This is a genomic window from Pseudomonas sp. CFSAN084952 (assembly GCF_009648855.1).
GTDB lineage: Bacteria > Pseudomonadota > Gammaproteobacteria > Pseudomonadales > Pseudomonadaceae > Aquipseudomonas > Aquipseudomonas paracarnis.
In genome coordinates, this window is the sequence record NZ_CP045767.1 from 3,789,303 (window position 1) to 3,812,355 (window position 23,053).

Annotated in this window: 22 protein-coding genes; 18 read left to right on the top strand and 4 right to left on the bottom strand. The window is 61.4% G+C overall.

Annotated elements, in window-relative coordinates; translation table 11 throughout:
- Positions 1-73 precede the first annotated feature (73 nt).
- Positions 74-1,783, bottom strand: a complete 1,710-nt coding sequence (gene aceK, locus GH769_RS17155; RefSeq protein WP_014719436.1) for a bifunctional isocitrate dehydrogenase kinase/phosphatase — start codon at positions 1,781-1,783, stop codon at positions 74-76.
- 162 nt (positions 1,784-1,945) lie between these two features.
- On the opposite strand from aceK, the gene GH769_RS17160 reads away from it, so the two are divergent.
- The gene (locus GH769_RS17160; RefSeq protein ID WP_014719437.1) at positions 1,946-2,830 is read left to right on the top strand and encodes a DMT family transporter; all 885 of its coding nucleotides are present in this window, start codon (positions 1,946-1,948) and stop codon (positions 2,828-2,830) included.
- A gap of 32 nt (positions 2,831-2,862) precedes the next feature.
- On the opposite strand, the gene GH769_RS17165 is transcribed toward GH769_RS17160, so the two are convergent.
- On the bottom strand, positions 2,863-3,723 hold the full coding sequence (locus GH769_RS17165) for a DMT family transporter (RefSeq protein ID WP_153649868.1): 861 nt from the start codon (positions 3,721-3,723) through the stop codon (positions 2,863-2,865).
- 420 nt (positions 3,724-4,143) lie between these two features.
- Here GH769_RS17165 and GH769_RS17170 point away from each other — a divergent pair, with 420 nt between their 5' ends.
- Both GH769_RS17170 and GH769_RS17175 read left to right on the top strand, forming a co-directional pair.
- On the top strand, positions 4,144-4,935 hold the full coding sequence (locus GH769_RS17170; RefSeq protein WP_019820478.1) for a CPBP family intramembrane glutamic endopeptidase: 792 nt from the start codon (positions 4,144-4,146) through the stop codon (positions 4,933-4,935).
- 108 nt (positions 4,936-5,043) lie between these two features.
- Positions 5,044-6,609 carry a PAS domain-containing methyl-accepting chemotaxis protein gene (locus tag GH769_RS17175; protein ID WP_014719440.1) on the top strand — a complete coding sequence of 522 codons (1,566 nt, stop codon included), beginning with the start codon at positions 5,044-5,046 and terminating at the stop codon, positions 6,607-6,609.
- Between the two features lie 102 nt (positions 6,610-6,711).
- Here GH769_RS17175 and GH769_RS17180 read toward each other — a convergent pair whose 3' ends face one another.
- Positions 6,712-7,404 carry an alpha/beta family hydrolase gene (locus tag GH769_RS17180; RefSeq protein ID WP_032903107.1) on the bottom strand — a complete coding sequence of 231 codons (693 nt, stop codon included), beginning with the start codon at positions 7,402-7,404 and terminating at the stop codon, positions 6,712-6,714.
- Between the two features lie 79 nt (positions 7,405-7,483).
- Here GH769_RS17180 and ccoN (GH769_RS17185) point away from each other — a divergent pair, with 79 nt between their 5' ends.
- From ccoN (GH769_RS17185) to hemN, 14 genes are all read left to right on the top strand, one after another.
- The gene (gene ccoN / locus GH769_RS17185) at positions 7,484-8,908 is read left to right on the top strand and encodes a cytochrome-c oxidase, cbb3-type subunit I (protein ID WP_003193158.1); all 1,425 of its coding nucleotides are present in this window, start codon (positions 7,484-7,486) and stop codon (positions 8,906-8,908) included.
- Between the two features lie 10 nt (positions 8,909-8,918).
- Complete coding sequence (gene ccoO / locus GH769_RS17190; protein WP_003193159.1) at positions 8,919-9,527, top strand: cytochrome-c oxidase, cbb3-type subunit II; 609 nt, start codon at positions 8,919-8,921, stop codon at positions 9,525-9,527.
- 3 nt (positions 9,528-9,530) lie between these two features.
- Positions 9,531-9,731 (top strand): cbb3-type cytochrome c oxidase subunit 3, encoded by a 201-nt coding sequence (locus GH769_RS17195; protein WP_003193161.1) that lies wholly within the window; start codon positions 9,531-9,533, stop codon positions 9,729-9,731.
- Entirely contained in the window at positions 9,728-10,675 is a 948-nt protein-coding gene (ccoP, locus tag GH769_RS17200) for a cytochrome-c oxidase, cbb3-type subunit III (protein ID WP_014719442.1), read from the top strand. Before GH769_RS17195 ends, ccoP (GH769_RS17200) begins: the two co-directional genes overlap by 4 nt.
- 417 nt (positions 10,676-11,092) lie before the next feature.
- The gene (gene ccoN, locus GH769_RS17205) at positions 11,093-12,535 is read left to right on the top strand and encodes a cytochrome-c oxidase, cbb3-type subunit I (protein ID WP_014719443.1); all 1,443 of its coding nucleotides are present in this window, start codon (positions 11,093-11,095) and stop codon (positions 12,533-12,535) included.
- A complete protein-coding gene (ccoO, locus tag GH769_RS17210) occupies positions 12,535-13,143 on the top strand; it encodes a cytochrome-c oxidase, cbb3-type subunit II (protein WP_003193167.1) in 609 nt (202 codons plus the stop codon). The genes ccoN (GH769_RS17205) and ccoO (GH769_RS17210) overlap by 1 nt, the downstream gene beginning before the upstream one ends.
- A gap of 5 nt (positions 13,144-13,148) precedes the next feature.
- Positions 13,149-13,334: a CcoQ/FixQ family Cbb3-type cytochrome c oxidase assembly chaperone gene (locus GH769_RS17215; RefSeq protein WP_003193169.1), complete on the top strand. Its 186-nt coding sequence runs from the start codon at positions 13,149-13,151 to the stop codon at positions 13,332-13,334.
- The gene (gene ccoP, locus GH769_RS17220) at positions 13,331-14,308 is read left to right on the top strand and encodes a cytochrome-c oxidase, cbb3-type subunit III (protein ID WP_014719444.1); all 978 of its coding nucleotides are present in this window, start codon (positions 13,331-13,333) and stop codon (positions 14,306-14,308) included. Before GH769_RS17215 ends, ccoP (GH769_RS17220) begins: the two co-directional genes overlap by 4 nt.
- A gap of 429 nt (positions 14,309-14,737) precedes the next feature.
- Positions 14,738-16,141, top strand: a complete 1,404-nt coding sequence (gene ccoG / locus GH769_RS17225; protein ID WP_019820489.1) for a cytochrome c oxidase accessory protein CcoG — start codon at positions 14,738-14,740, stop codon at positions 16,139-16,141.
- A gap of 14 nt (positions 16,142-16,155) precedes the next feature.
- The gene (locus tag GH769_RS17230; protein WP_014719446.1) at positions 16,156-16,695 is read left to right on the top strand and encodes a FixH family protein; all 540 of its coding nucleotides are present in this window, start codon (positions 16,156-16,158) and stop codon (positions 16,693-16,695) included.
- Between the two features lie 125 nt (positions 16,696-16,820).
- Complete coding sequence (locus tag GH769_RS17235; protein ID WP_032903106.1) at positions 16,821-19,271, top strand: heavy metal translocating P-type ATPase; 2,451 nt, start codon at positions 16,821-16,823, stop codon at positions 19,269-19,271.
- 22 nt (positions 19,272-19,293) lie between these two features.
- Positions 19,294-19,506 carry a cbb3-type cytochrome oxidase assembly protein CcoS gene (gene ccoS, locus GH769_RS17240; protein WP_014719448.1) on the top strand — a complete coding sequence of 71 codons (213 nt, stop codon included), beginning with the start codon at positions 19,294-19,296 and terminating at the stop codon, positions 19,504-19,506.
- Positions 19,499-20,182: a sulfite exporter TauE/SafE family protein gene (locus tag GH769_RS17245; protein WP_014719449.1), complete on the top strand. Its 684-nt coding sequence runs from the start codon at positions 19,499-19,501 to the stop codon at positions 20,180-20,182. The genes ccoS and GH769_RS17245 overlap by 8 nt, the downstream gene beginning before the upstream one ends.
- Before the next feature lie 103 nt (positions 20,183-20,285).
- A complete protein-coding gene (gene hemN, locus GH769_RS17250) occupies positions 20,286-21,668 on the top strand; it encodes an oxygen-independent coproporphyrinogen III oxidase (protein WP_020302656.1) in 1,383 nt (460 codons plus the stop codon).
- 6 nt (positions 21,669-21,674) lie between these two features.
- Here the strand turns inward: hemN and GH769_RS17255 are convergent, their stop codons facing one another.
- Positions 21,675-22,136, bottom strand: coding sequence for a hypothetical protein (locus tag GH769_RS17255; protein WP_014719451.1), 462 nt, complete (start codon positions 22,134-22,136; stop codon positions 21,675-21,677).
- A 155-nt stretch (positions 22,137-22,291) separates the two neighbouring features.
- On the opposite strand from GH769_RS17255, the gene fnr reads away from it, so the two are divergent.
- A complete protein-coding gene (fnr, locus tag GH769_RS17260; RefSeq protein ID WP_005790290.1) occupies positions 22,292-23,026 on the top strand; it encodes a fumarate/nitrate reduction transcriptional regulator Fnr in 735 nt (244 codons plus the stop codon).
- Positions 23,027-23,053 lie beyond the last annotated feature (27 nt).

Here is a 23,053-nt window from a genome sequence, read left to right on the forward strand (position 1 = left end):
GGTGTGTCAGTCACAGATGTATCAACTGAACCACCGTATTCGCGAGCACGCCCGCTCCCACAGGGGCAATAGGTTATAGCGGGTCTTTGCGGCGGTAGGGGAATACGTCGATCACCTTACCGGCACGAATCGCGTCCTGCAGGCCCTTCCAGTAATCGGCGTTGTACAACTCGCCATGCAACTCGTCGAACAACTTGCGCTGGCCGGCGTCGGCAAACAGGAACGGCGGGAATTCCTCGGGGAACACATCCAGCGGGCCGATGGAGTACCAGGGCTCGGAGGCCATTTCATCCTCGGGGGTGCGCGGCGCGGGGATATGGCGGAAGTTGGCTTCGGTGAGAAAGCAGATTTCGTCGTAGTCGTAGAACACCACGCGGCCGTGGCGGGTGACGCCAAAGTTTTTCAGCAGCATGTCGCCGGGGAAGATATTCGCTGCCGCCAGTTGCTTGATCGCCAGGCCGTAATCCTCCAATGCTTCGCGCACCTGGGCGGGGTTGGCGTTGTCGAGGTAGAGGTTGAGCGGGGTCATGCGTCGCTCGGTCCAGCAGTGGCGGATAAGCACGGTGTCGCCCTCCACTTCGACAGTACCGGCGGCGACTTCCAGCAGCTCGGCCAGGCACTCGGGCTCGAACTTGCTCAAGGGGAAGCGGAAGTCGGCGAACTCCTGGGTGTCGGCCATGCGCCCTACCCGGTCGACGCTTTTCACCAGGCGGTACTTTTCGATCACCGTGGCGCGGTTGACGTTTTTCGACGGCGAGAAGCGGTCCTTGATGATCTTGAACACCGTATTGAAACCCGGCAGCGTAAACACGCTCATGACCATGCCGCGCACGCCGGGGGCCATGATGAACTGGTCATCGGTGGTGGCCAGGTGGTTGATCAGCGCGCGGTAGAACTCGGATTTGCCGTGCTTGTAGAAACCGATGGAGGTGTACAGCTCGGCAATGTGCTTGCCCGGCAGAATGCGCTTGAGAAAGCCAATGAATTCCGCTGGCACGGGCACGTCGACCATGAAATAGGAACGGGTGAACGAGAAGATGATCGACACGTCGGCTTCGTCGGTGATCAACGCATCGATCTGAATGCCACGCCCTTCGCGGTGCAGCAGCGGAATCACCAACGGCCATTGTTCGTCGCGGGTGTAGATGCGCCCCACGAGGTAGGCGCCTTTGTTGCGATACAGCACCGAGGAAAACAACTCGACCTTGAGGTCCGGGTCCTTGCACACCCAATCCGGCAGGTTTTCCCGCAACTGGGCTTCGAGGCGGCGCAGGTCGGCGGGCAGGTCGGCGTAGGGCTCGCTGAAGCGGTAGTCAGAGAAAACCTGCGCGAGCATGTCCGCTATTTTACCGGCCGGCGTGTAGATACGGGTTTGCGCCGCCCGCGCCCGGCGCAGGCTCGGCCGGGTAGTGTGGATGAACATGCAGCCGTCGCTGATCAGGTCATGGCTGAACAGGCCGCAGAAGATCGAGTTGTACCAGGTCTCGGACAGTTCATCGTCAAAGCGCAGGTCGATCAGGCCGATATAGGCGCTTTTTACCAGGGGCCACTGGCCGATGTCATGCAACGGCGCAGGGTCAAAACTGGCGCGCAGGCGGGTCGTGACCTCAGCGACTTTCTCTTCATAGAGGTTGATGCGCGCGGCCGACGCGGCCTGCCCCTGCTGCCACTGGGCCTTCTCGAAACGCTCACGGGCGCCATCGGTGATCTGGCGGAAGTGTTCACGGTAATCGTCGAAACCGTCGAGGATCATCCGGGCGATAGCGAGGGCGGACTGCGACATGCGGGAAACCTCGAACGGGTATCTGGAAGCCCAGAGCTTAGCCAGTGAACCGAGGCAGGAGAAGAATGATTTTGCGCAGGGGTGAACTGACTGCAATTAGCCATTGTGCCGACCTGCCCGCTGGGCAACACTTCTGCGCCCCATTTGGCGTAGGAGTTTTCCGTGAGACCTGTTGACACCCTGTATCTGCTGGGGCTGGCCGCCATTTGGGGCGCGAGTTTCCTGTTTATGCGCATCATCGCCCCGGAAATCGGCACAGTGCCCACCGCGTTTTTCCGCGTGTCGATTGCCGCCGCGGGCTTATTAGTGATCCTGGCGATGATGCGCGTGAGCTGGGATTTCAAGGGCAAGTTCAAGACGGTCCTGTTGCTGGGCGTGATCAACTCGGGGATTCCCGCGACGATGTACTCGGTGGCGGCACAGGTACTGCCGGCGGGTTATTCGGCGATTTTCAACGCCACCACGCCGCTGATGGGCGTGCTGATTGGCGGGCTGTTCTTCAGTGAGCGCCTGACGCCATCGAAAATCGCAGGGGTCGCCCTGGGGCTGTTTGGCGTTGCCGTGCTCACGCGTGCGGGGCCGGTGGCCTTTGATCTGGAATTATTGATGGGCGCACTGGCGTGCCTGCTGGCAACCACGTGCTATGGCTTTGCCGGTTTCCTGGCGCGGCGTTGGCTGGACCAGCGCGGCGGGTTGGACAGCCGTCTCTCGGCCTTGGGCAGCATGTTGGGGGCGACGTTGTTTCTGTTGCCGTTCTTTGCCTACAGCGCCATCAGCCATCCACCGGCGAGCTGGGGCGGCTGGCAGGTGTGGTCGTCGCTGCTGGGATTGGGGCTGGTATGTACGGCGTTCGCCTACATTCTGTACTTCCGCCTGCTGTCGTCCATCGGCCCGGTCAAGTCGATGACCGTGACCTTCATGATTCCGCCGTTCGGCGTGTTGTGGGGTGCGTTGCTGTTGGATGAGCCGCTGTCCATGGCCCACCTGTATGGCGGTGTGCTGATTGCCGGGGCGTTGTGGTTGGTGCTGCGCCCGCAAAAACTGTAGGAGCGACCAATCTCGCTCCTACAGGGGTGGGTTTATTGCTTACGGAATACAAACACCAAGCCGACGATGATCAACGCCATTCCCAGCACGCTCAACAAGGCCAGGCGATTACCGAAGATCAGGTAGTCCATCACCGCCGTCACTGCTGGCACCAGGTAGAACAGGCTGGTGACATTCACCAGGTTGCCCCGGGCGATCAGGCGGTACAGCAACAACGTCGCCAGCACGGACACCACCAGCCCCATCCACAGGACCGGCAGGTAAAAACGCGCACTGTGTTCAAAGTGGAACGGCTGGAACGGCACGAACACCGCGCACAGTAGCAACCCGGCCAGGTATTGCAGTGGCAGCGTGCCCAAGGGGTTGTCGGTGATGCGCTTTTGCATGATAGAGCCAAACGTCATGCTCGCCAGCGCCAGCAGCCCGAACACCATCCCGGCCAGGGACATGCCCGCCAACCCGATGCCCTGGTACACCACCATGATCAAGCCCGCCAACCCCAACCCCAGGCCGAACAACCGGCGCCAGGAGCGTTGGCGCTCCATCAGTACCACGGTAAGGATCGGCTGCACGCCCATGATGGTCGCCGTCACCCCGGGGGTGACGTTGAGGTCCAGGGCCAGCAGATAGAAAATCTGGTAGGCCCCCAGCAAAACCAGGCCCGTCGCCGCCGCATACAGCAAGGGTTTGCCGGGACGAGGCAGCTTCAACTTGAGGATGGGTACCAACATCACCAACCCCATCAGGGCGATGGCAAAGCGGATCAGCAGAAAGGCAAAGGGCGAAGCATGGGCCAGGCCCAACTTGGAGAAGATCGCCCCGCTGCTCCACAGCAGGACAAACACGCTCGTCGAGGCCGCCGCGGCCACGGATTGTTTCGAAAGCACAGACATGGTTACCACCTGTTATCAGGCTAAAAAGCCGACTCAGTAAAAACTGAATTTCAGTAGGTTTTTTTCAGGCAGGCACGGGGCAACAGCGAATCGCTGATCAGCCCGAAATGCCAACACCCGGCGGTGATACGACTGCGTACACCGGCGTGCTACTGACAGGTGGGGGGTAGTGACTGATCTGCGCAGGCTGCTTGCCACGGCACGGCACGACCACAGCGTTGACCGCTGAATCGACTACCGCTATGCGCTGGGAAGCTGGCATGTGCTGATCTTTTTGAAGGGATGAAGACGCGACGACTATAACCAGCCGCAAATACATTTTGCAATCCTTTCACCTCACCCTGTGGGTGGAGGAGTTTTCATGCCGTCCAGGCAGACCGCTCGCTATAATGCCGCCCAGTTTTTTTCCAAGGATTTCACATGATTGCTTTGCCCTGGCTGTACCTCACCCTACTTTCCATTGGCTATGTCGTGGCTTTGATCTACGGCCAACTGGGCGTACTGGCGGCGGTCTCCATCGCACTGTTGCTGGTGGCCGGGTATGCCGTACGCCAGCAACGCAACCCTTGGGCACGCTACCTTGGCCACGGCTTGTTTATTGTCCTGGCCCTGGGCCTGGCGATGCACTGGCTACCGGGCTTCTATAACGGCCGCGGTATTGCGCCCCAGCGATTTACTCCGGACTCCGTGCCCTTCTCGATGTACCTGAACCAGGACAAACCCCTGATCGGCTTCTGGCTGTTGCTGGCCTGCCCGTGGATTGTGGCGCGGCGTTCATTGCGCCTGTCGATCTGCGTCACGGCCATGGCCCTGACTCTGGCCGCCATCGCCGCCTTGGGTGGCGCGGCCCTGCTGGGGATGATCAGTTGGGCACCCAAGTGGCCGGACGAGGCGTGGCTGTGGGTGTTGAATAACCTGCTGCTGGTGACGTTGGTCGAAGAAGCGCTGTTTCGCGGGTATATCCAGGGCGGCCTGAGCCAACGCTTCAAACACCTGCCCTATGGCGAGAACCTCGCGCTGCTGCTGGCCTCGCTGTTATTCGGCCTGGTGCATTTTGCTGCGGGTTGGCAGTGGATGCTGCTGGCGGGTATTGCGGGCGTGGGCTACGGCCTGGCGTATCGGTTCGGCGGGCTAGGCGCGGCGATTGCCACGCATTTTGGCTTGAATCTGCTGCACTTCGGGTTGTTTACCTACCCGATGCTCGCCGGCTAAGCCTGCCTTCTACAGAGGCAACGCTGTTCGCAGGATTGTTGCAAAAATAAGTTAAATAAATGCCCCGCATGGCCGATACCCCCTGAAAGCCTTGCGGATTGAACAATCATGCGTAATAACCAACCCGTTACCCAGCGCGAACGTACCTTCCCCGCTCAGCAACGGTTGATCTCCACCACAGATGCCAAGGGTGTGATTACCTACTGCAACGACGCCTTTGTCGAAATCAGTGGGTTCACCCGCGAAGAACTGGTGCGCGCGCCACACAACCTGGTGCGTCACCCGGATGTGCCGCCGGCCGTGTTCGCGCATATGTGGTCCACGCTCAAACAAGGCTTGCCATGGATGGGCATTGTCAAGAATCGCTGCAAGACCGGTGACCACTATTGGGTTAACGCCTATGTGACGCCGGTCTTCGACGGTAACCAGGTGATCGGCTACGAATCGGTGCGCATCAAGCCCACCGCCGAGCAGATCCGCCGGGCCGAAGCGCTCTATCAACGCATCAACCAAGGCAAGTCGGCCGTCCCCCAACGGGACAAGTGGCTGCCGGTGTTGCAGGACTGGCTGCCGTTTATCCTGGTCAGCCAGTTAAGCTTCATGATCGGCGCCACCCTCACCTCCCAATGGGGCTTTGCCCTGGCAGCGGCGCTGTCGGTGCCGTTGGGCCTGCTGGGCTTGAGCTGGCAACAGCGCGGTCTCAAGCGTTTGCTGCGCCTGGCCGAACAGACCACGTCCGACCCGTTGATCGCGCAGATGTACACCGACAGCCGTGGCGCACAAGCGCGCCTGGAAATGTCGATCCTCAGCCAGGAAGCGCGTCTGAAGACCTGTCTTACCCGCCTGCAGGACACCGCCGAGCACCTCAACGACCAGGCCGCGCAATCCAACACCCTGGCGCACAACAGCTCCAGCGGCCTGGAACGCCAGCGCGTGGAAACCGAACAGGTGGCCACTGCGGTAAACCAGATGGCGGCGACCACCCAAGAAGTGGCCAGCCACGTGCAGCGCACCGCCGACGCCACCCAGGAAGCCAACCGCCTGACCGGCCGCGGCCGCGATATCGCCGGGGAAACCCGCGAGGCGATTCAGCGTCTTTCGGCAGCCGTTGGAGAGACCGGTGTGACCGTCACGCAACTGGCCAAAGACAGCGATGAAATCGGCGGCGTGGTTGATGTGATCAAAGGCATTGCCGACCAGACCAACCTGCTGGCACTTAACGCCGCTATCGAAGCCGCGCGTGCCGGTGAGATGGGCCGTGGTTTTGCAGTGGTCGCCGATGAAGTGCGCCAACTGGCGCAGCGTACGGCCGAATCCACCGGGCAGATCCATACCCTGATCGCCAAGCTGCAACACACCGCGGCTGCGGCCGTGCAAACCATGGACGCCGGGCACCGCCAAGCCGAAGAAGGTGTGGCACGGGTGATGGAAGCAGACCAGGCCTTGGTAGGTATCAGTGAGGCGGTGGCCAATATCACCGACATGACCACTCAGATCGCAGCCGCAACCGAGGAGCAAAGTGCGGTGGCCGAGGAGATCAGCCGCAACATCAGCACCATTGCGCTGTTGGCGGACCAGACCTCGGAGCAGGCGATGAACTCGGCGCAACTGAGTGAAGAGTTGACGCATACCGCCAATACCCAGTATTCGCTGGTAGAGCGTTTTAACCGATAAACTGCTATCGCAGGCAAGCCAGCTCCCACACTGGACGGTATTCACCGATAGAAATAGGTGAACCCAGCCCAATGTGGGAGGGGGCTTGCCCCCGATAGGGCGCTAACAGGTCCGGAGAAACTCAGCCACCTGCACCGCCGCCGCCTCCAAGTGCTGCTCATGGCTGAACCCCGAAGCCTTCAGCGGCTTCAAGTCATGGTCCCCCGCCGCCAACCACATCACCTCAATGCTCTCTGACAAGTCATAACTCTGCACCGCCGCACGATTGCCCAAGGCATCGCGCTCGCCCTGCACAATCAAGGTGGGCGTCGTAAGCGCAGCCAAGTGCTCCACCCGGGGTTTCTCTGGCTTGCCCACCGCATGGAACGGATAGCCCAGGCACACCAACCCATCGGCGCCCAGTTCATCGGCCAGTAAACTGGCCATCCGCCCGCCCATGGACTTGCCACCCATCGCCAGTTTCCCAGCGACATGACGTCGCACCTCGGCATACACCTCGCGCCAGCACTCCAGCAGTTTCGGCGCCGGATTCGGGGGGCGTTTGCCGCCGTCCACGCGACGCTGGGCCATGTACGGAAACTCGAAGCGCAACACGCTCACGCCATGCCCGGCAAGGCGTGCGGCCATATCGTTCATGAACGCCGAGTCCATCGGTGCGCCAGCGCCGTGGGCCAGGATCAGCGTGACCGGCTCACCCGACGTCGCGCCGGTGGCGACATCCCACAACCAGCCATGTTCCCGTACACACTGCGCCCATTGATCCCCGTCAATACTGGCCTTGTGCTCTTTGCCCATGCTTGCCTCGCTTTTTAGTCTGCCTATAACTCCAGCCCAAGTGCCGCACTTGCTTGGGTTGAACCGTGGATGGGGAACCATGAACACTACTTTAAGTACCGCCTATAACTACAAGGTGGTCCGCCAATTCGCCATTATGACGGTGGTGTGGGGCATCGTCGGCATGGGGCTCGGGGTTTTTCTCGCTGCCCAATTGGTTTGGCCTGCGCTCAACTTCGATTTGCCTTGGACCAGCTTCGGTCGCCTGCGCCCTTTGCACACCAACGCGGTGATCTTCGCGTTCGGTGGCTGTGCGCTGTTCGCCAGCTCCTTTTACTCGGTGCAACGCACCTGCCAGACGCAGCTGTTCGCGCCGAAAGTCGCCGCGTTCTGCTTCTGGGGCTGGCAGCTTGTGATCCTGCTGGCCGCGATCAGCCTGCCACTGGGCTACACCAGCTCCAAAGAATACGCCGAGCTGGAATGGCCGATCGACATCCTGATCACCATCGTCTGGGTCGCCTACGCCATCGTGTTCTTCGGCACGATCATGAAGCGCAAGACCAAGCATATCTATGTGGGCAACTGGTTCTTCGGCGCGTTCATCATCACCGTGGCCATCTTGCATATCGTCAATAACCTGGAAATCCCGGTCAGCCTGACCAAGTCCTACTCGCTGTACGGCGGGGCGACGGATGCCATGGTGCAGTGGTGGTATGGGCACAACGCGGTAGGCTTTTTCCTCACTGCGGGTTTCCTCGGCATGATGTACTACTTCGTGCCCAAGCAGGCCGAACGCCCGGTGTATTCCTATCGCTTGTCGATTGTGCACTTCTGGGCGCTGATCACCCTGTACATCTGGGCCGGCCCTCACCACTTGCACTACACCGCCTTGCCGGACTGGGCGCAGTCCCTGGGCATGGTGATGTCACTGGTGCTGCTGGCGCCAAGCTGGGGCGGCATGATCAACGGCATGATGACCCTCTCGGGTGCCTGGCATAAGTTGCGCAGCGACCCGATCCTGCGCTTCCTCGTTGTCTCCCTGGCCTTCTACGGCATGTCGACCTTCGAAGGCCCGATGATGGCGATCAAGACCGTCAACGCCCTCTCCCACTACACCGACTGGACCATCGGCCACGTACACGCCGGGGCGCTGGGCTGGGTGGCGATGATCTCCATCGGCGCGCTGTACCACATGATCCCGAAAATCTTCGGTCGCGAGCAGATGTACAGCCTCGGCCTGATCAACGCGCATTTCTGGCTGGCCACCATCGGCACCGTGCTCTACATCGCGTCGATGTGGGTCAACGGCATCGCCCAGGGCCTGATGTGGCGTGCGGTCAACGAAGACGGCACCCTCACCTACTCCTTCGTCGAAACCCTGGTGGCCAGCCACCCTGGCTTCATCGTGCGTTTGGTGGGCGGTGCGATCTTCCTCAGCGGCATGTTCCTGATGGCTTACAACACATGGCGCACCGTGCGTTCGGCGCAACCTGCCGAAGTCACCGCTGCCGCGCAGATGGCCTGAGGAGTCGATGATGAAACACGAAACGATTGAAAAGAACGTCGGCCTGTTGATGCTGCTGATGGTGCTCGCCGTGAGCATCGGCGGCCTGACCCAGATCGTCCCGCTGTTCTTCCAGGACGTGACCAACAAGCCGGTCGAAGGCATGAAGCCCTACACCGCGCTGCAACTGGAAGGCCGCGACATCTACATCCGCGAAGGCTGCGTGCAGTGCCACTCGCAGATGATCCGCCCGTTCCGCGCCGAGACCGAGCGCTACGGCCACTACTCGGTGGCTGGCGAAAGCGTGTGGGACCACCCGTTCTTGTGGGGCTCCAAGCGTACCGGGCCGGACCTGGCCCGCGTTGGCGCGCGCTACTCGGACGACTGGCACCGCGCGCACTTGTACAACCCGCGCAACGTGGTGCCAGAGTCGAAAATGCCGGCCTACCCATGGCTGGTCACCGCCGCCGTCGACAGCAGCCACACCGAGACCAAGTTGAAAGTGATGCGCACCCTCGGCGTGCCGTACACCGACGACGACATCAACGGCGCCGTCGCCAGCCTCAAGGGCAAGACCGAGATGGACGCGCTGGTTTCCTACCTGCAAGTGCTCGGCACTGCCATCAAGAGCAAGAGGTGAGCCATGGGATTTGAATTCGATGCGGGCACCATCCGCGGCCTTGGCACGCTGGTGGTCGCCATCGCCTTTATCGGCCTGTCGCTGTGGGTGTTCAACAACCGCCGCAACGCGGAATTCGAGCAGGCGCGCCTGCTGCCGTTTGCCGATGAACCTTCCCCACCCGACGCTCAAGCAGAGCCAGCCACAAGGAGCACTCGGCCATGACTACGTTCTGGAGTACATGGATCTGCGTATTGACCCTGGGCAGCCTCATCGGCCTGACCTGGCTGTTGGTCGGCACTCGCAAGGGCGAGACCAAGGGCAGCGTCGACCAGACCATGGGCCACGCCTTCGACGGTATCGAGGAATACGACAACCCGCTGCCCCAGTGGTGGTTCATGTTGTTCGCCGGCACCCTGGTGTTTGCCGTCGGCTATCTGATTCTCTACCCGGGCCTGGGCAACTGGAAAGGTGTACTGCCGGGCTATGAGGACGGCTGGACCCAGACCAAGGAATGGGACAAGGAAATGGCCAAGGCCGACGCCAGGTTCGGGCCGATCTTCGCCAAGTTCGCGGCCATGCCGGTAGAAGAAGTGGCCAAGGACCCGCAAGCATTGAAGATGGGCGGTCGCCTGTTCGCCTCCAACTGCGCGGTATGCCACGGCTCGGACGCCAAGGGCGCCTATGGCTTCCCCAACCTGGCGGACAGCAACTGGCGCTGGGGCGGTTCGGCCGAGGCCATCAAGGCCACCATCCTGAACGGTCGCCATGCGGCGATGCCGGCCTGGGGTGAAGTGCTGGGCGAGGACGGGGTGAAAAACGTCGCCGCTTACGTGCGCCACGACCTGGCCAAGTTGCCGTTGCCCGCCGACAACACCGCCGACCTGGCAGCCGGCCAAGCCGCCTTCAGCACCACCTGCGTGGCGTGTCATGGTCCGCAAGGTCACGGCGTGGAAGCCATGGGCGCGCCCAACCTGACCGAGCCTGCCGGGTTTATCTACGGCACCAGCCTGGCACAGTTGCAGCAGACCATCCGCCATGGTCGCCAGGGCCAGATGCCGGCCCAGGACGTGCTGCAAGGCAATGACAAAGTGCACCTGCTGGCGGCTTACGTGTACAGCCTGTCCCATAACGCTGATGGTGCAACGCCAGATAGCCAACCGCAGTAAAAGCTCTACCTGTGGCGAGGGAGCTTGCTCCCGCTGGAGTGCGAAGCGCTCCCACGATTTTGGGGCCGCTGCGCAGCCCAACGGGAGCAAGCTCCCTCGCCACAGGCACAAGTCGCGACCAAGTGTCGCACCCCGTCCAAACCCAACTTTCCCCTCCTCCTATTCGGGTCTACGCTTGTTCCCACAGTGGAGCAATTCTGGCGTAGGCGACGGTATTCGTTGCGCCCCCTAAAATTCCTGTCCACTTGATCAGCTTTCTATTTCGGTCTTTATCCTTACACCAAACATGGAAAGGGCGCAGAATCTGGCGTGGAACGCATTGATACAGGTCAGCCATTGCGTTGCAATGGCCCCTCGGTTTCTACATACTTGCGGCCGATTTTACCTATAAAAAAACCTAAACCGTGGAACCTTAGAATGAGCACAGCAATCAGTCCGACTGCTTATAACTATAAGGTAGTCCGCCAGTTCGCCATCATGACGGTGGTCTGGGGGATCCTTGGCATGGGGCTCGGGGTGTTCATCGCCTCGCAACTGGTTTGGCCGCAATTGAATTTCGACCTGCCCTGGACGACCTTCGGCCGCCTGCGCCCGCTGCACACCAACCTGGTGATCTTCGCCTTCGGCGGATGTGCACTGTTTGCCACCTCCTACTATGTCGTGCAGCGCACCTGCCAGACGCGACTGATTTCCGATGGTCTTGCCGCCTTCACCTTCTGGGGCTGGCAGGCGGTCATCGTCGGCGCCATCATCAGCCTGCCCCTGGGCTACACCACCACCAAGGAATACGCTGAGCTGGAATGGCCGATCGCCATTTTGCTTGCCATTGTGTGGGTGACCTACGGCCTGGTGTTCTTCGGCACCATCGTCAAGCGCAAGACCAAGCACATCTACGTAGGCAACTGGTTCTACGGGGCCTTTATCGTGGTCACTGCGATGCTGCACATCGTCAACCACGCCTCCCTGCCGGTGAACCTGTTCAAGTCCTATTCGGCCTATTCCGGCGCAACGGACGCGATGATCCAGTGGTGGTACGGCCACAACGCCGTAGGCTTCTTCCTCACCACCGGTTTCCTGGGGATGATGTACTACTTCGTGCCCAAGCAGGCCGAGCGTCCGATCTACTCTTATCGCCTGTCCATCGTGCACTTCTGGGCGCTGATCACCCTGTACATCTGGGCCGGCCCTCACCACTTGCACTACACCGCCTTGCCGGATTGGGCACAGTCCCTGGGCATGGCGATGTCGATCATCCTGCTGGCGCCAAGCTGGGGCGGCATGATCAACGGCATGATGACCCTCTCGGGCGCCTGGCATAAGCTGCGCACCGACCCGATCCTGCGGTTTTTGGTGGTGTCCCTGGCGTTCTACGGCATGTCGACCTTCGAAGGGCCGATGATGGCAATCAAGACCGTCAACTCGCTGTCCCACTACACCGACTGGACCATCGGCCACGTACATGCCGGCGCTCTGGGCTGGGTAGCGATGATCTCCATCGGCGCGCTGTACCACATGATCCCCAAACTGTTCGGCCGCGTGCAGATGCACAGCGTCGGGCTGATCAACGCGCACTTCTGGCTGGCCACTATTGGCACCGTGCTCTACATCGCCTCGATGTGGGTCAACGGCATCACCCAGGGCCTGATGTGGCGTGCGATCAACGATGACGGCACCCTCACCTATTCCTTCGTCGAAGCGCTGCAAGCCAGCCACCCGGGCTTTATTGTACGTGCCCTGGGCGGTGCGTTCTTTGCCAGTGGCATGTTGTTGATGGCCTACAACGTCTGGCGCACCGTGCGTGCCAGCGACCCTGTAGAAGCCGAAGCCGCCGCCAAGATCGCCGTTGTGGGAGCTCACTGATGAAGCATGAAGTCGTCGAGAAGAACATCGGCCTGCTGGCCTTCTTCATGGTCATCGCCGTGAGCATTGGCGGCCTGACCCAAATCGTCCCACTGTTTTTCCAGGACGTGACCAACAAGCCGGTCGAAGGTATGAAGCCGCGCACCGCCCTTGAACTGGAAGGCCGCGACGTCTACATCGCCAACGGTTGCGTGGGCTGCCACTCGCAGATGATCCGCCCCTTCCGCGCCGAAACCGAACGCTACGGCCACTACTCGGTCGCCGGTGAAAGCGTGTGGGACCACCCGTTCCTGTGGGGTTCCAAGCGCACCGGCCCGGACCTGGCCCGTGTGGGCGGGCGTTACTCCGATGACTGGCAGCGTGCGCACCTGTACAACCCGCGCAACGTCGTGCCTGAGTCGAAAATGCCGGCGTACCCGTTCCTCGTGGAAAACAAGCTCGACGGCAAGGACACCGCGAAGAAGATGGAAGTCTTGCGCACCCTGGGCGTGCCCTACACCGACGAAGACATCGCCGGTGCGGCCGCCGCCGTGAAGGGCAAGACCGAAATGGACGCATTGGTGGCCTACCTGCAAGGCCTTGGCACCATCATCAAAAGCAAACGGTGACCTACATGGATATCGGGATGATTCGTGGCCTGGGCACCGTTGTGGTGATGGTGGCCTTTATCGGCCTGGCGTTGTGGGTGTTCAGCCCACGGCGCAAGTCGGAGTTTGACGACGCGACCATGCTGCCCTTCGCAGATGACCCCGAAGCCATCAAGCACGTCGAGCAAGCTTCTAGGAGTAACAAAGAATGACTACGTTCTGGAGTCTGTACGTCACAGTCCTCAGTCTGGGTACCATCTTCGCCCTGACCTGGCTGCTGCTGTCGACCCGCAAGGGCCAGCGCACCGAGCAGACGGACGAGACCGTCGGCCACTCGTTCGACGGCATCGAGGAGTACGACAACCCGCTGCCCAAGTGGTGGTTCATGCTGTTTGTCGGCACCATCGTCTTCGCCCTTGGTTACCTGGTGCTCTACCCTGGCCTCGGCAACTGGAAGGGCCTGCTGCCAGGCTACAACTACCTCGACAACGACAAGCAAACCCCGTTCGCCAACGGCCAGACCGGCTGGACCGGCGTGCACGAGTGGGAAAAGGAAATGGCCAGGTCGGAGGCCAAGTTCGGGCCGATCTTCGCCAAATTCGCGTCGATGCCGATTGAAGAAGTCGCCAAGGACCCGCAAGCCTTGAAGATGGGCGGCCGCCTGTTCGCCTCCAACTGCTCGGTGTGCCACGGCTCCGACGCCAAAGGCGCCTACGGCTTCCCCAACCTGACCGACGCCGACTGGCGCTGGGGCGGTGAACCCAACACCATCAAGGAAACCATCATGAAGGGCCGCCACGCGGTGATGCCGGGCTGGGCCGAAGTCATCGGTGAGCAAGGCGTGGCTGACGTAGCAGGCTTTGTGGTGACCCAACTCGATGGCCGCAAACTGCCGGAAGGCGCCAAGGCCGATGTGGCCAACGGTGAGAAACTCTTCGCCGCCAACTGCGTGGCCTGCCACGGCCCGGCTGGTAAAGGCACCCCAGCCATGGGCGCGCCCGACCTGACGCATCCGGGTGCGTTCATCTACGGTTCAAGCTTCGCGCAACTGCAGCAGACCATCCGTTATGGCCGCCAGGGCCAGATGCCGGCGCAGGAGCAGTTGCAGGGCAATGACAAAGTGCACTTGCTTGCGGCGTATGTGTATAGCTTGTCTCATGGGGATAAGAAGGCTGAGGAGCAGTAAAGTTAGCTGAGCACGCCATGGCCTCGCCACTGAGAGAGCGGCGGGGTCATTTCTTGAAAAGCTTAGATCCGGGGTGGGAGCTGGCGTGCCTGCGAAAGCGCTCTGTCCGTCACAAATAGGCTGACCGGCCCATCGCTTTCGCAGGCAAGCCAGCTCCCACATTTGTCCTCCTGCACATTCAAGACCGGGCCTGTTGACGGGATGGCCTTGAGACCTGCCGCGTCACCACAACCACAAAAACCGTCCATACTTGCCAAGTCAATTGATCCAGGTCACGTACACCATCAATTGATTTCCCCCAACGCGACCAAAGGTCGCACCCTTTGCGCACCATCGGGGGCGTATCATTAGGCCACTGCAACACCCTTAATTTGACCCCGGCTGGCACGTACTGGCCGAGGCAAATCTCCACCGCCGTGGGATGCAATGATGAGCGACCAGATACCGGTACATGACGTTACCCCGCCTGCCAAAACCGTCGACCTCTACGCTTCGCGTGAGAAGATTTACACCCGCGCCTTCACTGGCTTGTTCCGCAATCTGCGCATGGTCGGCGGTGCCGCTCTGTTTCTGCTGTACTTCGGCACCGTGTGGCTGAACTGGGGCGGTCACCAGGCGGTATGGTGGAACCTGCCGGAGCGTAAATTCTTTATTTTTGGTGCAACGTTCTGGCCTCAGGATTTCATCCTGCTGTCGGGCATTCTCATTGTCGCGGCCTTTGGCCTGTTCTTTATCACCGTATACGCCGGGCGCGTGTGGTGCGGCTATACCTGCCCGCAAAGCGTGTGGACATGGATCTTCATGTGGTGCGAAAAGGTCACCGAAGGCGACCGCAACCAGCGCATCAAGCTCGACAAGGCGCCCATGAGCGCCAACAAATTCCTGCGCAAATTCAGCAAGCACAGCCTGTGGCTGCTGATCGGCTTTGCCACCGGCCTCACTTTTGTCGGCTACTTTTCACCGATCCGTGAACTGGTATTCGATTTCTTCACCGGCCAGGCCGATGGCTGGTCGTATTTCTGGGTGGGTTTCTTCACCCTCGCCACCTACGGCAACGCCGGCTGGCTGCGTGAGCAGGTGTGCATCTACATGTGCCCCTATGCGCGCTTCCAGAGCGTGATGTTCGACAAGGACACCTTGATCGTGTCCTATGACCCCCGCCGTGGCGAAGTGCGTGGCCCACGTAAAAAGGGTACCGACTACAAGGCCCAGGGCCTGGGCGACTGCATCGACTGCACGATGTGCGTGCAGGTGTGTCCTACCGGTATCGATATCCGCGACGGGCTGCAAATCGAATGCATCGGCTGCGCCGCCTGTATCGATGCCTGCGATAACATCATGGACAAGATGGAGTACCCACGCGGCCTGATCAGCTACACCACCGAACACAACCTTTCGGGGCAGAAAACCCATAAGCTGCGCCCGCGCCTGATCGGTTACGCCCTGGTATTGCTGGCGATGATCAGCCTGTTGGTGGCGGCCTTCTTCATGCGCTCGCTGGTGGGTTTCGACGTCAGCAAGGACCGCGTGCTGTACCGTGAAAACGCCGAAGGACGCATCGAAAACGTCTACAGCCTGAAGATCATGAACAAAGACCAGCGCGACCACACCTACGTGCTCGACGCCGCTGGCCTGCCAGACCTCAAGCTGCAAGGCCGACGTGAGATCAAAGTGGCCGCGGGCGATATCGTCAGCATGCCGGTGGAGTTGTCGAGTGCGCCGGAGCAGTTGCCGTCGAGCACCAACGAGGTGACCTTCATCCTCAAGGACGCCGATGACACCAGCGTTCATATTGAAGCCAAGAGCCGATTCATCGGCCCACAAGTTCGTTAACGGGGAACATACGCATGCCCGCAACTACTGCCGCCAGCCCTTGGTACAAACACCTCTGGCCCTGGATCATCATCGCGATTCTGGCCTGCTCAGTGACCCTGACCTTGTCCATGGTGACCATCGCAGTGAACAACCCGGACAACCTGGTCAACGACAACTACTACGAGGCCGGCAAAGGCATCAACCGTTCCCTGGACCGCGAGCGCCTGGCCCAGACCCTGCAACTGCGCGGCAAGCTGCACCTGGACGAACTGACCGGCGAGGTCGAGCTGCAACTGACTGGCTACAGCAATCCAAATACTCTGGAGCTGAACCTGATCTCCCCGACCCAGCCAGAGAAGGATCGCAAGATCAACCTCACCCGCAGCGACAGCGAGCCCGGTCGCTACATCGGCCAGGTCACCGACAAGGTCGAAGGTCGCCGTTTCGTGGAACTGCTTGGCGTGGAGGGCGGCAACACCTGGCGCCTGTTCGAAGAAGAAGAGGTCAGCCACGACAAGGACTTGCTGCTGGGTGACGAACCGTTGCAGGGCGCTGAAGACCTGAAGAAGTAGACGATGATCGTTCCCACGCTCTGCGTGGTAACGCCTTGCTGGACGCTCTGCGTCTGCTTTGTGACGCAGAGCGTCACGGGCAACATTCCCACGCAAAGCGTGGGAACGATCTACGGAACTGAGCAATGACCCAACCCACCCCCTGCTACCACTGCGCCCTACCCGTCCCCTCCGGCAGTCGGTTCACCGCCCAGATCCTCGGCGAACGCCGTGAACTCTGCTGCCCGGGCTGCCAGGCCGTGGCCGAGGCGATAGTGGCCGGCGGGCTGGAAAGCTATTACCAACACCGCAGCGAAGCCTCGGCCAACCCCGAGGCGCTGCCCGTGCAGTTGGTGGACGAGCTGGCGCTGTACGACCGCGCCGATGTGCAAAAACCCTTTGTACGCCATCAGGGCGAGCTGGCCGAAACCACCCTGCTGATGGAAGGCATCAGTTGCGCCGCCTGCGGCTGGTTGATCGAGAAACACCTGCGCAGCCTGCCTGCCGTGGCCGAAGCGCGACTGAACCTGTCCAACCACCGCCTGCACGTGCGCTGGGCCGATGGGCAATTGCCGTTGAGCCAACTGCTCAGCGAGCTGCGCCATATCGGTTACGCCGCCCATCCTTATCAGGCCGACCGCGCAGCCGAACAATTGGCCAGCGAGAATCGACTGGCCCTGCGACAACTGGGAGTCGCCGGCTTGCTGTGGTTCCAGGCCATGATGGCAACCATGGCCACTTGGCCGGAATTCAATATCGACCTGAGCCCGGAATTGCACGTCATCCTGCGCTGGGTTGCGATGTTTCTGACAACGCCCATCGTGTTCTACAGCTGCGCGCCCTTCTTCAAAGGCGCCCTGCGTGACTTGCGCACACGCCACCTGACCATGGACGTCTCGGTGTCCCTGGCGATTGGCGGCGCGTACCTGGCCGGCATCTGGACCGCGATCACTGGCGTAGGCGAGTTGTATTTCGATGCCGTGGGCATGTTTGCCCTGTTCCTGCTGGCCGGGCGCTACCTTGAGCGCCGCGCCCGGGAGCGCACTGCCGCAGCCACCGCCCAACTGGTCAACCTGTTGCCCGCCTCCTGCCTGCGCCTCAAAGACGATGGCCAGAGCGAGCGCATCCTGCTTAGCGAATTGGCGCTGGGTGATCGCGTGCTGGTACACCCCGGCTCCGTACTGCCGGCGGATGGCGTGATTCTCGACGGCCAATCCAGCATCGATGAATCCCTGCTGACCGGCGAGTACCTGCCGCAACCTCGGCGCACGGGCGACAACGTCACGGCCGGCACGCTGAATGTCGAAGGCGCGCTGACCGTTCAGGTGCGCGCCCTGGGGCATGACACGCGCTTGTCCGCCATCGTGCGCCTACTGGAGCGCGCCCAGGCCGAGAAGCCGCGCCTGGCGCAGATCGCCGACCGCGCTGCACAGTGGTTCCTGTTGTGCTCGCTGATCGCCGCTGCGCTGATCGGCCTGCTGTGGTGGGAGCTGGACCCGTCGCGGGCGTTCTGGATTGTGCTGGCGATGCTGGTGGCGACCTGTCCGTGCGCTCTGTCCCTGGCCACGCCCACCGCGCTCACCGCCGCCACCGGCACCTTGCACAGTCTCGGGTTGCTGCTGACCCGCGGCCATGTGCTGGAGGGCCTGAACCAGGTTGATACGGTGATTTTCGACAAGACCGGCACCCTCACCGAAGGGCGCCTGGCGTTGCGCGCCATTCGGCCCTTGAGTGCGCTGGACAGCGACCAATGCCTGGGCCTGGCCGCCGCCCTGGAGAACCGTTCCGAACACCCGATTGCCCGTGCCTTCGGCCGTGCGCCGCTGGCCGCCGATGAAGTGCTGAGCACCCCAGGCCTGGGCCTGGAAGGTCGTGTGGGCGAACGTTTGTTGCGCATCGGCCAGCCGGGTTTTGTCTGTGAACTCAGTGGCTGTGCGATTCCCGCCTCACCGGACGAAGCCGGGCAATGGCTGCTGCTGGGCGACCGCAGCGGGGCGCTGGCCTGGTTCGTACTGGATGACCGCCTGCGCAGCGACGCACCCGCCTTGCTCGCCGCATGCAAGGCGCGGGGCTGGCGCACGCTGTTGCTCTCCGGCGACAGTTCGCCGATGGTGGCCAGTGTCGCCTCTGAGCTGGGTATCGACGAAGCCCACGGCAGCCTGCGCCCTGACGACAAGCTGAAGGTACTGCAAAACCTGCACAAAGAAGGTCGCAAAGTGCTGATGCTGGGCGATGGAGTCAATGATGTGCCGGTGCTGGCCGCCGCTGATATCAGCGTGGCGATGGGCTCGGCCACGGACCTGGCGAAAACCAGCGCCGATGCGGTGCTGTTGTCCAACCGCCTGGATGCGCTGGTGCAGGCCTTCAGCCTGGCGCGGCGCACTCGCCGAGTGATCATCGAGAACCTGTTGTGGGCCGGGTTGTACAATGGGCTTATGCTGCCGTTTGCGGCCCTGGGTTGGATCACTCCGATCTGGGCGGCGATCGGCATGTCCCTCAGTTCGTTGACCGTGGTGCTCAACGCGTTGCGCCTCACTCGCCTGCCGAGCGCGCAAGCGCCGGGGACCGCCCCAGCAACCCGCCCGCTGCCGGCCTGAGCCGCGTGGGCATGGAGTACAGATGCCAGCTCTCTACGTGATGATTCCGGCGGCACTGCTGTTAGTGGGCGTGGCCATCTACATCTTCTTCTGGGCCGTGGACAGCGGCCAGTACGAAGACCTCGATGGCCCGGCCCACAGCGTGCTGTTCGACGACCAGGACCCGAACCACCTGGCCGCCATCGATGAAGCCAACAACCCTGAGCAAGCGCCCAAAGAGCCGCCCCATGCTTGAGCTGGCGCCCTTGCTGGTCTCGGCGCTGATCCTAGGCCTGCTTGGCGGCGGCCATTGCCTGGGCATGTGCGGCGGACTGATGGGCGCGCTGACCCTGGCGATCCCCAAGGAACAACGCAGCCGCCGTTTTCGCCTGCTGCTGGCGTACAACCTGGGGCGCATCCTCAGCTATGCCACCGCCGGTTTATTGATCGGCCTGGCCGGTTGGGCGGTGGCCAACAGCCCGGCGGCGATGTTCATGCGAGTGCTTGCCGGGCTGCTGCTGATCTGCATGGGCCTGTACCTGGCCGGCTGGTGGAGCGGCCTCACCCGTATCGAAAGCCTGGGACGCGGCCTGTGGCGGCATCTGCAGCCGGTCGCCAACCGTTTGCTGCCGGTGTCCAGCCTGCCCCGTGCCTTGCTGCTAGGCGCGCTGTGGGGCTGGTTGCCATGCGGGCTCGTCTACAGCACCCTGCTATGGGCGGCGAGCCAGGGCAATGCACTGGACAGCGCCTTGCTGATGCTGGCGTTCGGGCTGGGCACCTGGCCGGTGTTACTGGCCACCGGGCTGGCCGCCGAACGGGTGACGGCGTTATTGCGCAAGCGCAGCGTGCGGGTGACCGGTGGGGTGCTGGTGATGATCTTCGGCCTCTGGACCTTGCCCGGCCCCCATCAGCACTGGCTAATGGGGCATTAACAGGCCCTGTGGCATAGCGCCGCTCCCCGTTGATGCAAATCAAGATGCCTGCACCGCCCTCCCCCTAGACTCGGCCCACTAGCCAATCCGGGGGACCGCCCGCATGCTCGACGCCATTCGTTGGGACACAGATCTGATTCACCGCTACGACTTGGCGGGGCCGCGCTACACGTCCTACCCCACCGCCGTACAATTTGACAGCCAGGTCGGTACTTTCGACCTGCTCCACGCCCTGCGTGACAGCCGCAAGGCCGTAAGGCCACTGTCGCTGTATGTGCATGTGCCGTTCTGCGCCAACATTTGTTACTACTGCGCCTGCAACAAGGTGATCACCAAGGACCGTGGCCGCGCCCAGGCCTACCTGCAGCGCCTGGAGCAGGAAATCCAGCTGGTGGCCTGCCACCTCGACCCGCAGCAGCCCGTGGAGCAACTGCATTTGGGCGGCGGTACGCCCACATTTCTCAGCCACGATGAACTGCGCCAGGTGATGAAATGCCTGCGCCAGCATTTCAATTTGCTGGATGACGATTCGGGCGACTACGGCATCGAAATCGACCCGCGCGAAGCCGACTGGGCCACCATGGGCCTGCTACGCGAACTGGGCTTTAACCGCGTGAGCATCGGCCTGCAAGACCTCGACCCCGAGGTGCAACGGGCGGTCAACCGCCTGCAAAGCCTGGAAGAAACCCGCGCCGTGATCGATGCAGCGCGCACCTTGCAATTTCGCTCGATCAATATCGACCTGATCTACGGCCTGCCCAAGCAGTCGCCGTTGAACTTTGCGCGCACCGTGGAAGAAGTCATCCGCTTACAGCCTGACCGCCTGTCCGTGTTCAACTACGCGCACCTGCCGGAACGCTTCATGCCCCAACGGCGGATCAACACTGACGAGCTGCCCTCACCAGCGGAAAAACTGCTGATGCTGCAAACCACCATCGAACAACTGACCCAAGCCGGTTACCGCTACATCGGCATGGACCACTTTGCCCTGCCGGACGACGAATTGGCCGTCGCCCAGGAAGAAGGCAAACTGCAGCGCAACTTCCAGGGTTACACCACCCACGGGCACTGCGACTTGATTGGGCTGGGGGTGTCAGCGATCAGTCAGATCGGCGACCTGTATTGCCAGAACAGCAGTGATCTGAACCAGTACCAGAATGCCTTGGCGGGTGCGCAATTGGCGACCAGCCGCGGCCTGGTCTGCACTACGGACGACCGGTTGCGACGGGCTGTAATCCAGCATTTGATCTGCAATTTCAGCCTGGCATTCGAGGGGATCGAACAGGCGTACAACATCGATTTTCGCGGTTATTTTGCCGAGTTATGGCCGCAGCTGGAAACGATGGCCGCCGACGGCCTGATCGCGTTGGACGCCCACGGCATTCGTGTGCTCCCGGCCGGGCGCTTGCTGGTGCGTTCAGTGTGCATGGTGTTCGATGCCTACCTGGAGCACCAGAACAGGCAACGATTTTCGCGGGTCATCTAGACGTACTTACTTCATGGCCAGGCTGGCAGCCTTGACTGCATCACCGGCACTCATGTCTTTCATCGCCTTGGTCAGGGACGCCTGGGCGCTGGTCAAGCTGGCTTGCAGTGCGCTCAACGCTGACTGCAGCCCGGAGAGTCGGGCACGGGCCTGTTCTGGGCTGAGATTTCTGTCGGCCATTACCGCAGCCATCTCGGCTTGTTTCTCGGCAATCTGCTTTTTGATCTCACGAATCATCTTGAGCAGATTCTTGACGTTGTCCGCCAGGCCGCTGTCGTCGATGTCACTGTTTGTGGCTTTTTCCGCCGCAGCAGCTTTCATCGCGGCGCCGGAGATGGTCACCGAAACGGCAGGCTTGGCTTCGTCGGTCGTCGGGATCGCGGCAACATCCGGTTCGGCAGCTTTCTTGGGTTCGGGCAGTGCCTGGATCTGAGTGCGCGAAGCGAGTTGAGCAGTGAGGGCTAACATGGTCTGAGCCGCCGTATTTGTAGTCGATAGCAGTACTATCGGCGGTTTTAGCCAAATCTTTATATACCGGTCGGTTTTTTGTACACGCTGGCCTCCGTGCCCCCCAGTGCGTTACCCTTACGTCTTATGTGTGTTTTCCCACAAGGATTTAAGAAATGTCCGAGCCAGTCAAACTGCGCGCTCACAGCCAGGCCCATTGCAAGGATTGCAGCCTGGCTCCCCTCTGCCTGCCACTTTCATTGAATCTGGAAGACATGGATGCGCTGGACGACATCGTCAAACGCGGCCGCCCGCTGAAAAAAGGCGAGTTTCTGTTTCGCCAGGGCGACAAGTTTGATTCCGTCTATGCAGTACGCTCTGGCGCGTTGAAGACCTTCAGCCTCAGCGACGGCGGCGAAGAGCAAATCACCGGTTTCCACCTGCCAAGCGAGTTGGTCGGGCTGTCGGGGATGGACACCGAGATTCACCCGGTGTCGGCCCAGGCCCTGGAAACCACCTCGGTGTGCGAAATCCCATTCGAGCGCCTGGATGAACTGGCCCTGCAACTGCCGCAATTGCGCCGCCAATTGATGCGCGTGATGAGCCGCGAGATTCGTGACGACCAGCAAATGATGCTGCTGCTGTCGAAGAAAACCGCCGATGAGCGCATTGCCACCTTCCTGGTCAACCTGTCGGCGCGCTTTCGCGCCCGTGGGTTCTCGGCCAACCAGTTCCGCCTGAGCATGTCGCGCAATGAGATCGGTAATTACCTGGGCCTGGCGGTTGAGACCGTGTCCCGCGTGTTTACTCGTTTCCAGCAGAACCAGTTGATCGCCGCCGAGGGCAAAGAGGTGCATATCCTCGACCCGATCCAGCTGTGTGCATTGGCTGGCGGTTCCCTGGAGGTCTGATCCAGGCTGCGGCCGCGCCAATCGGCG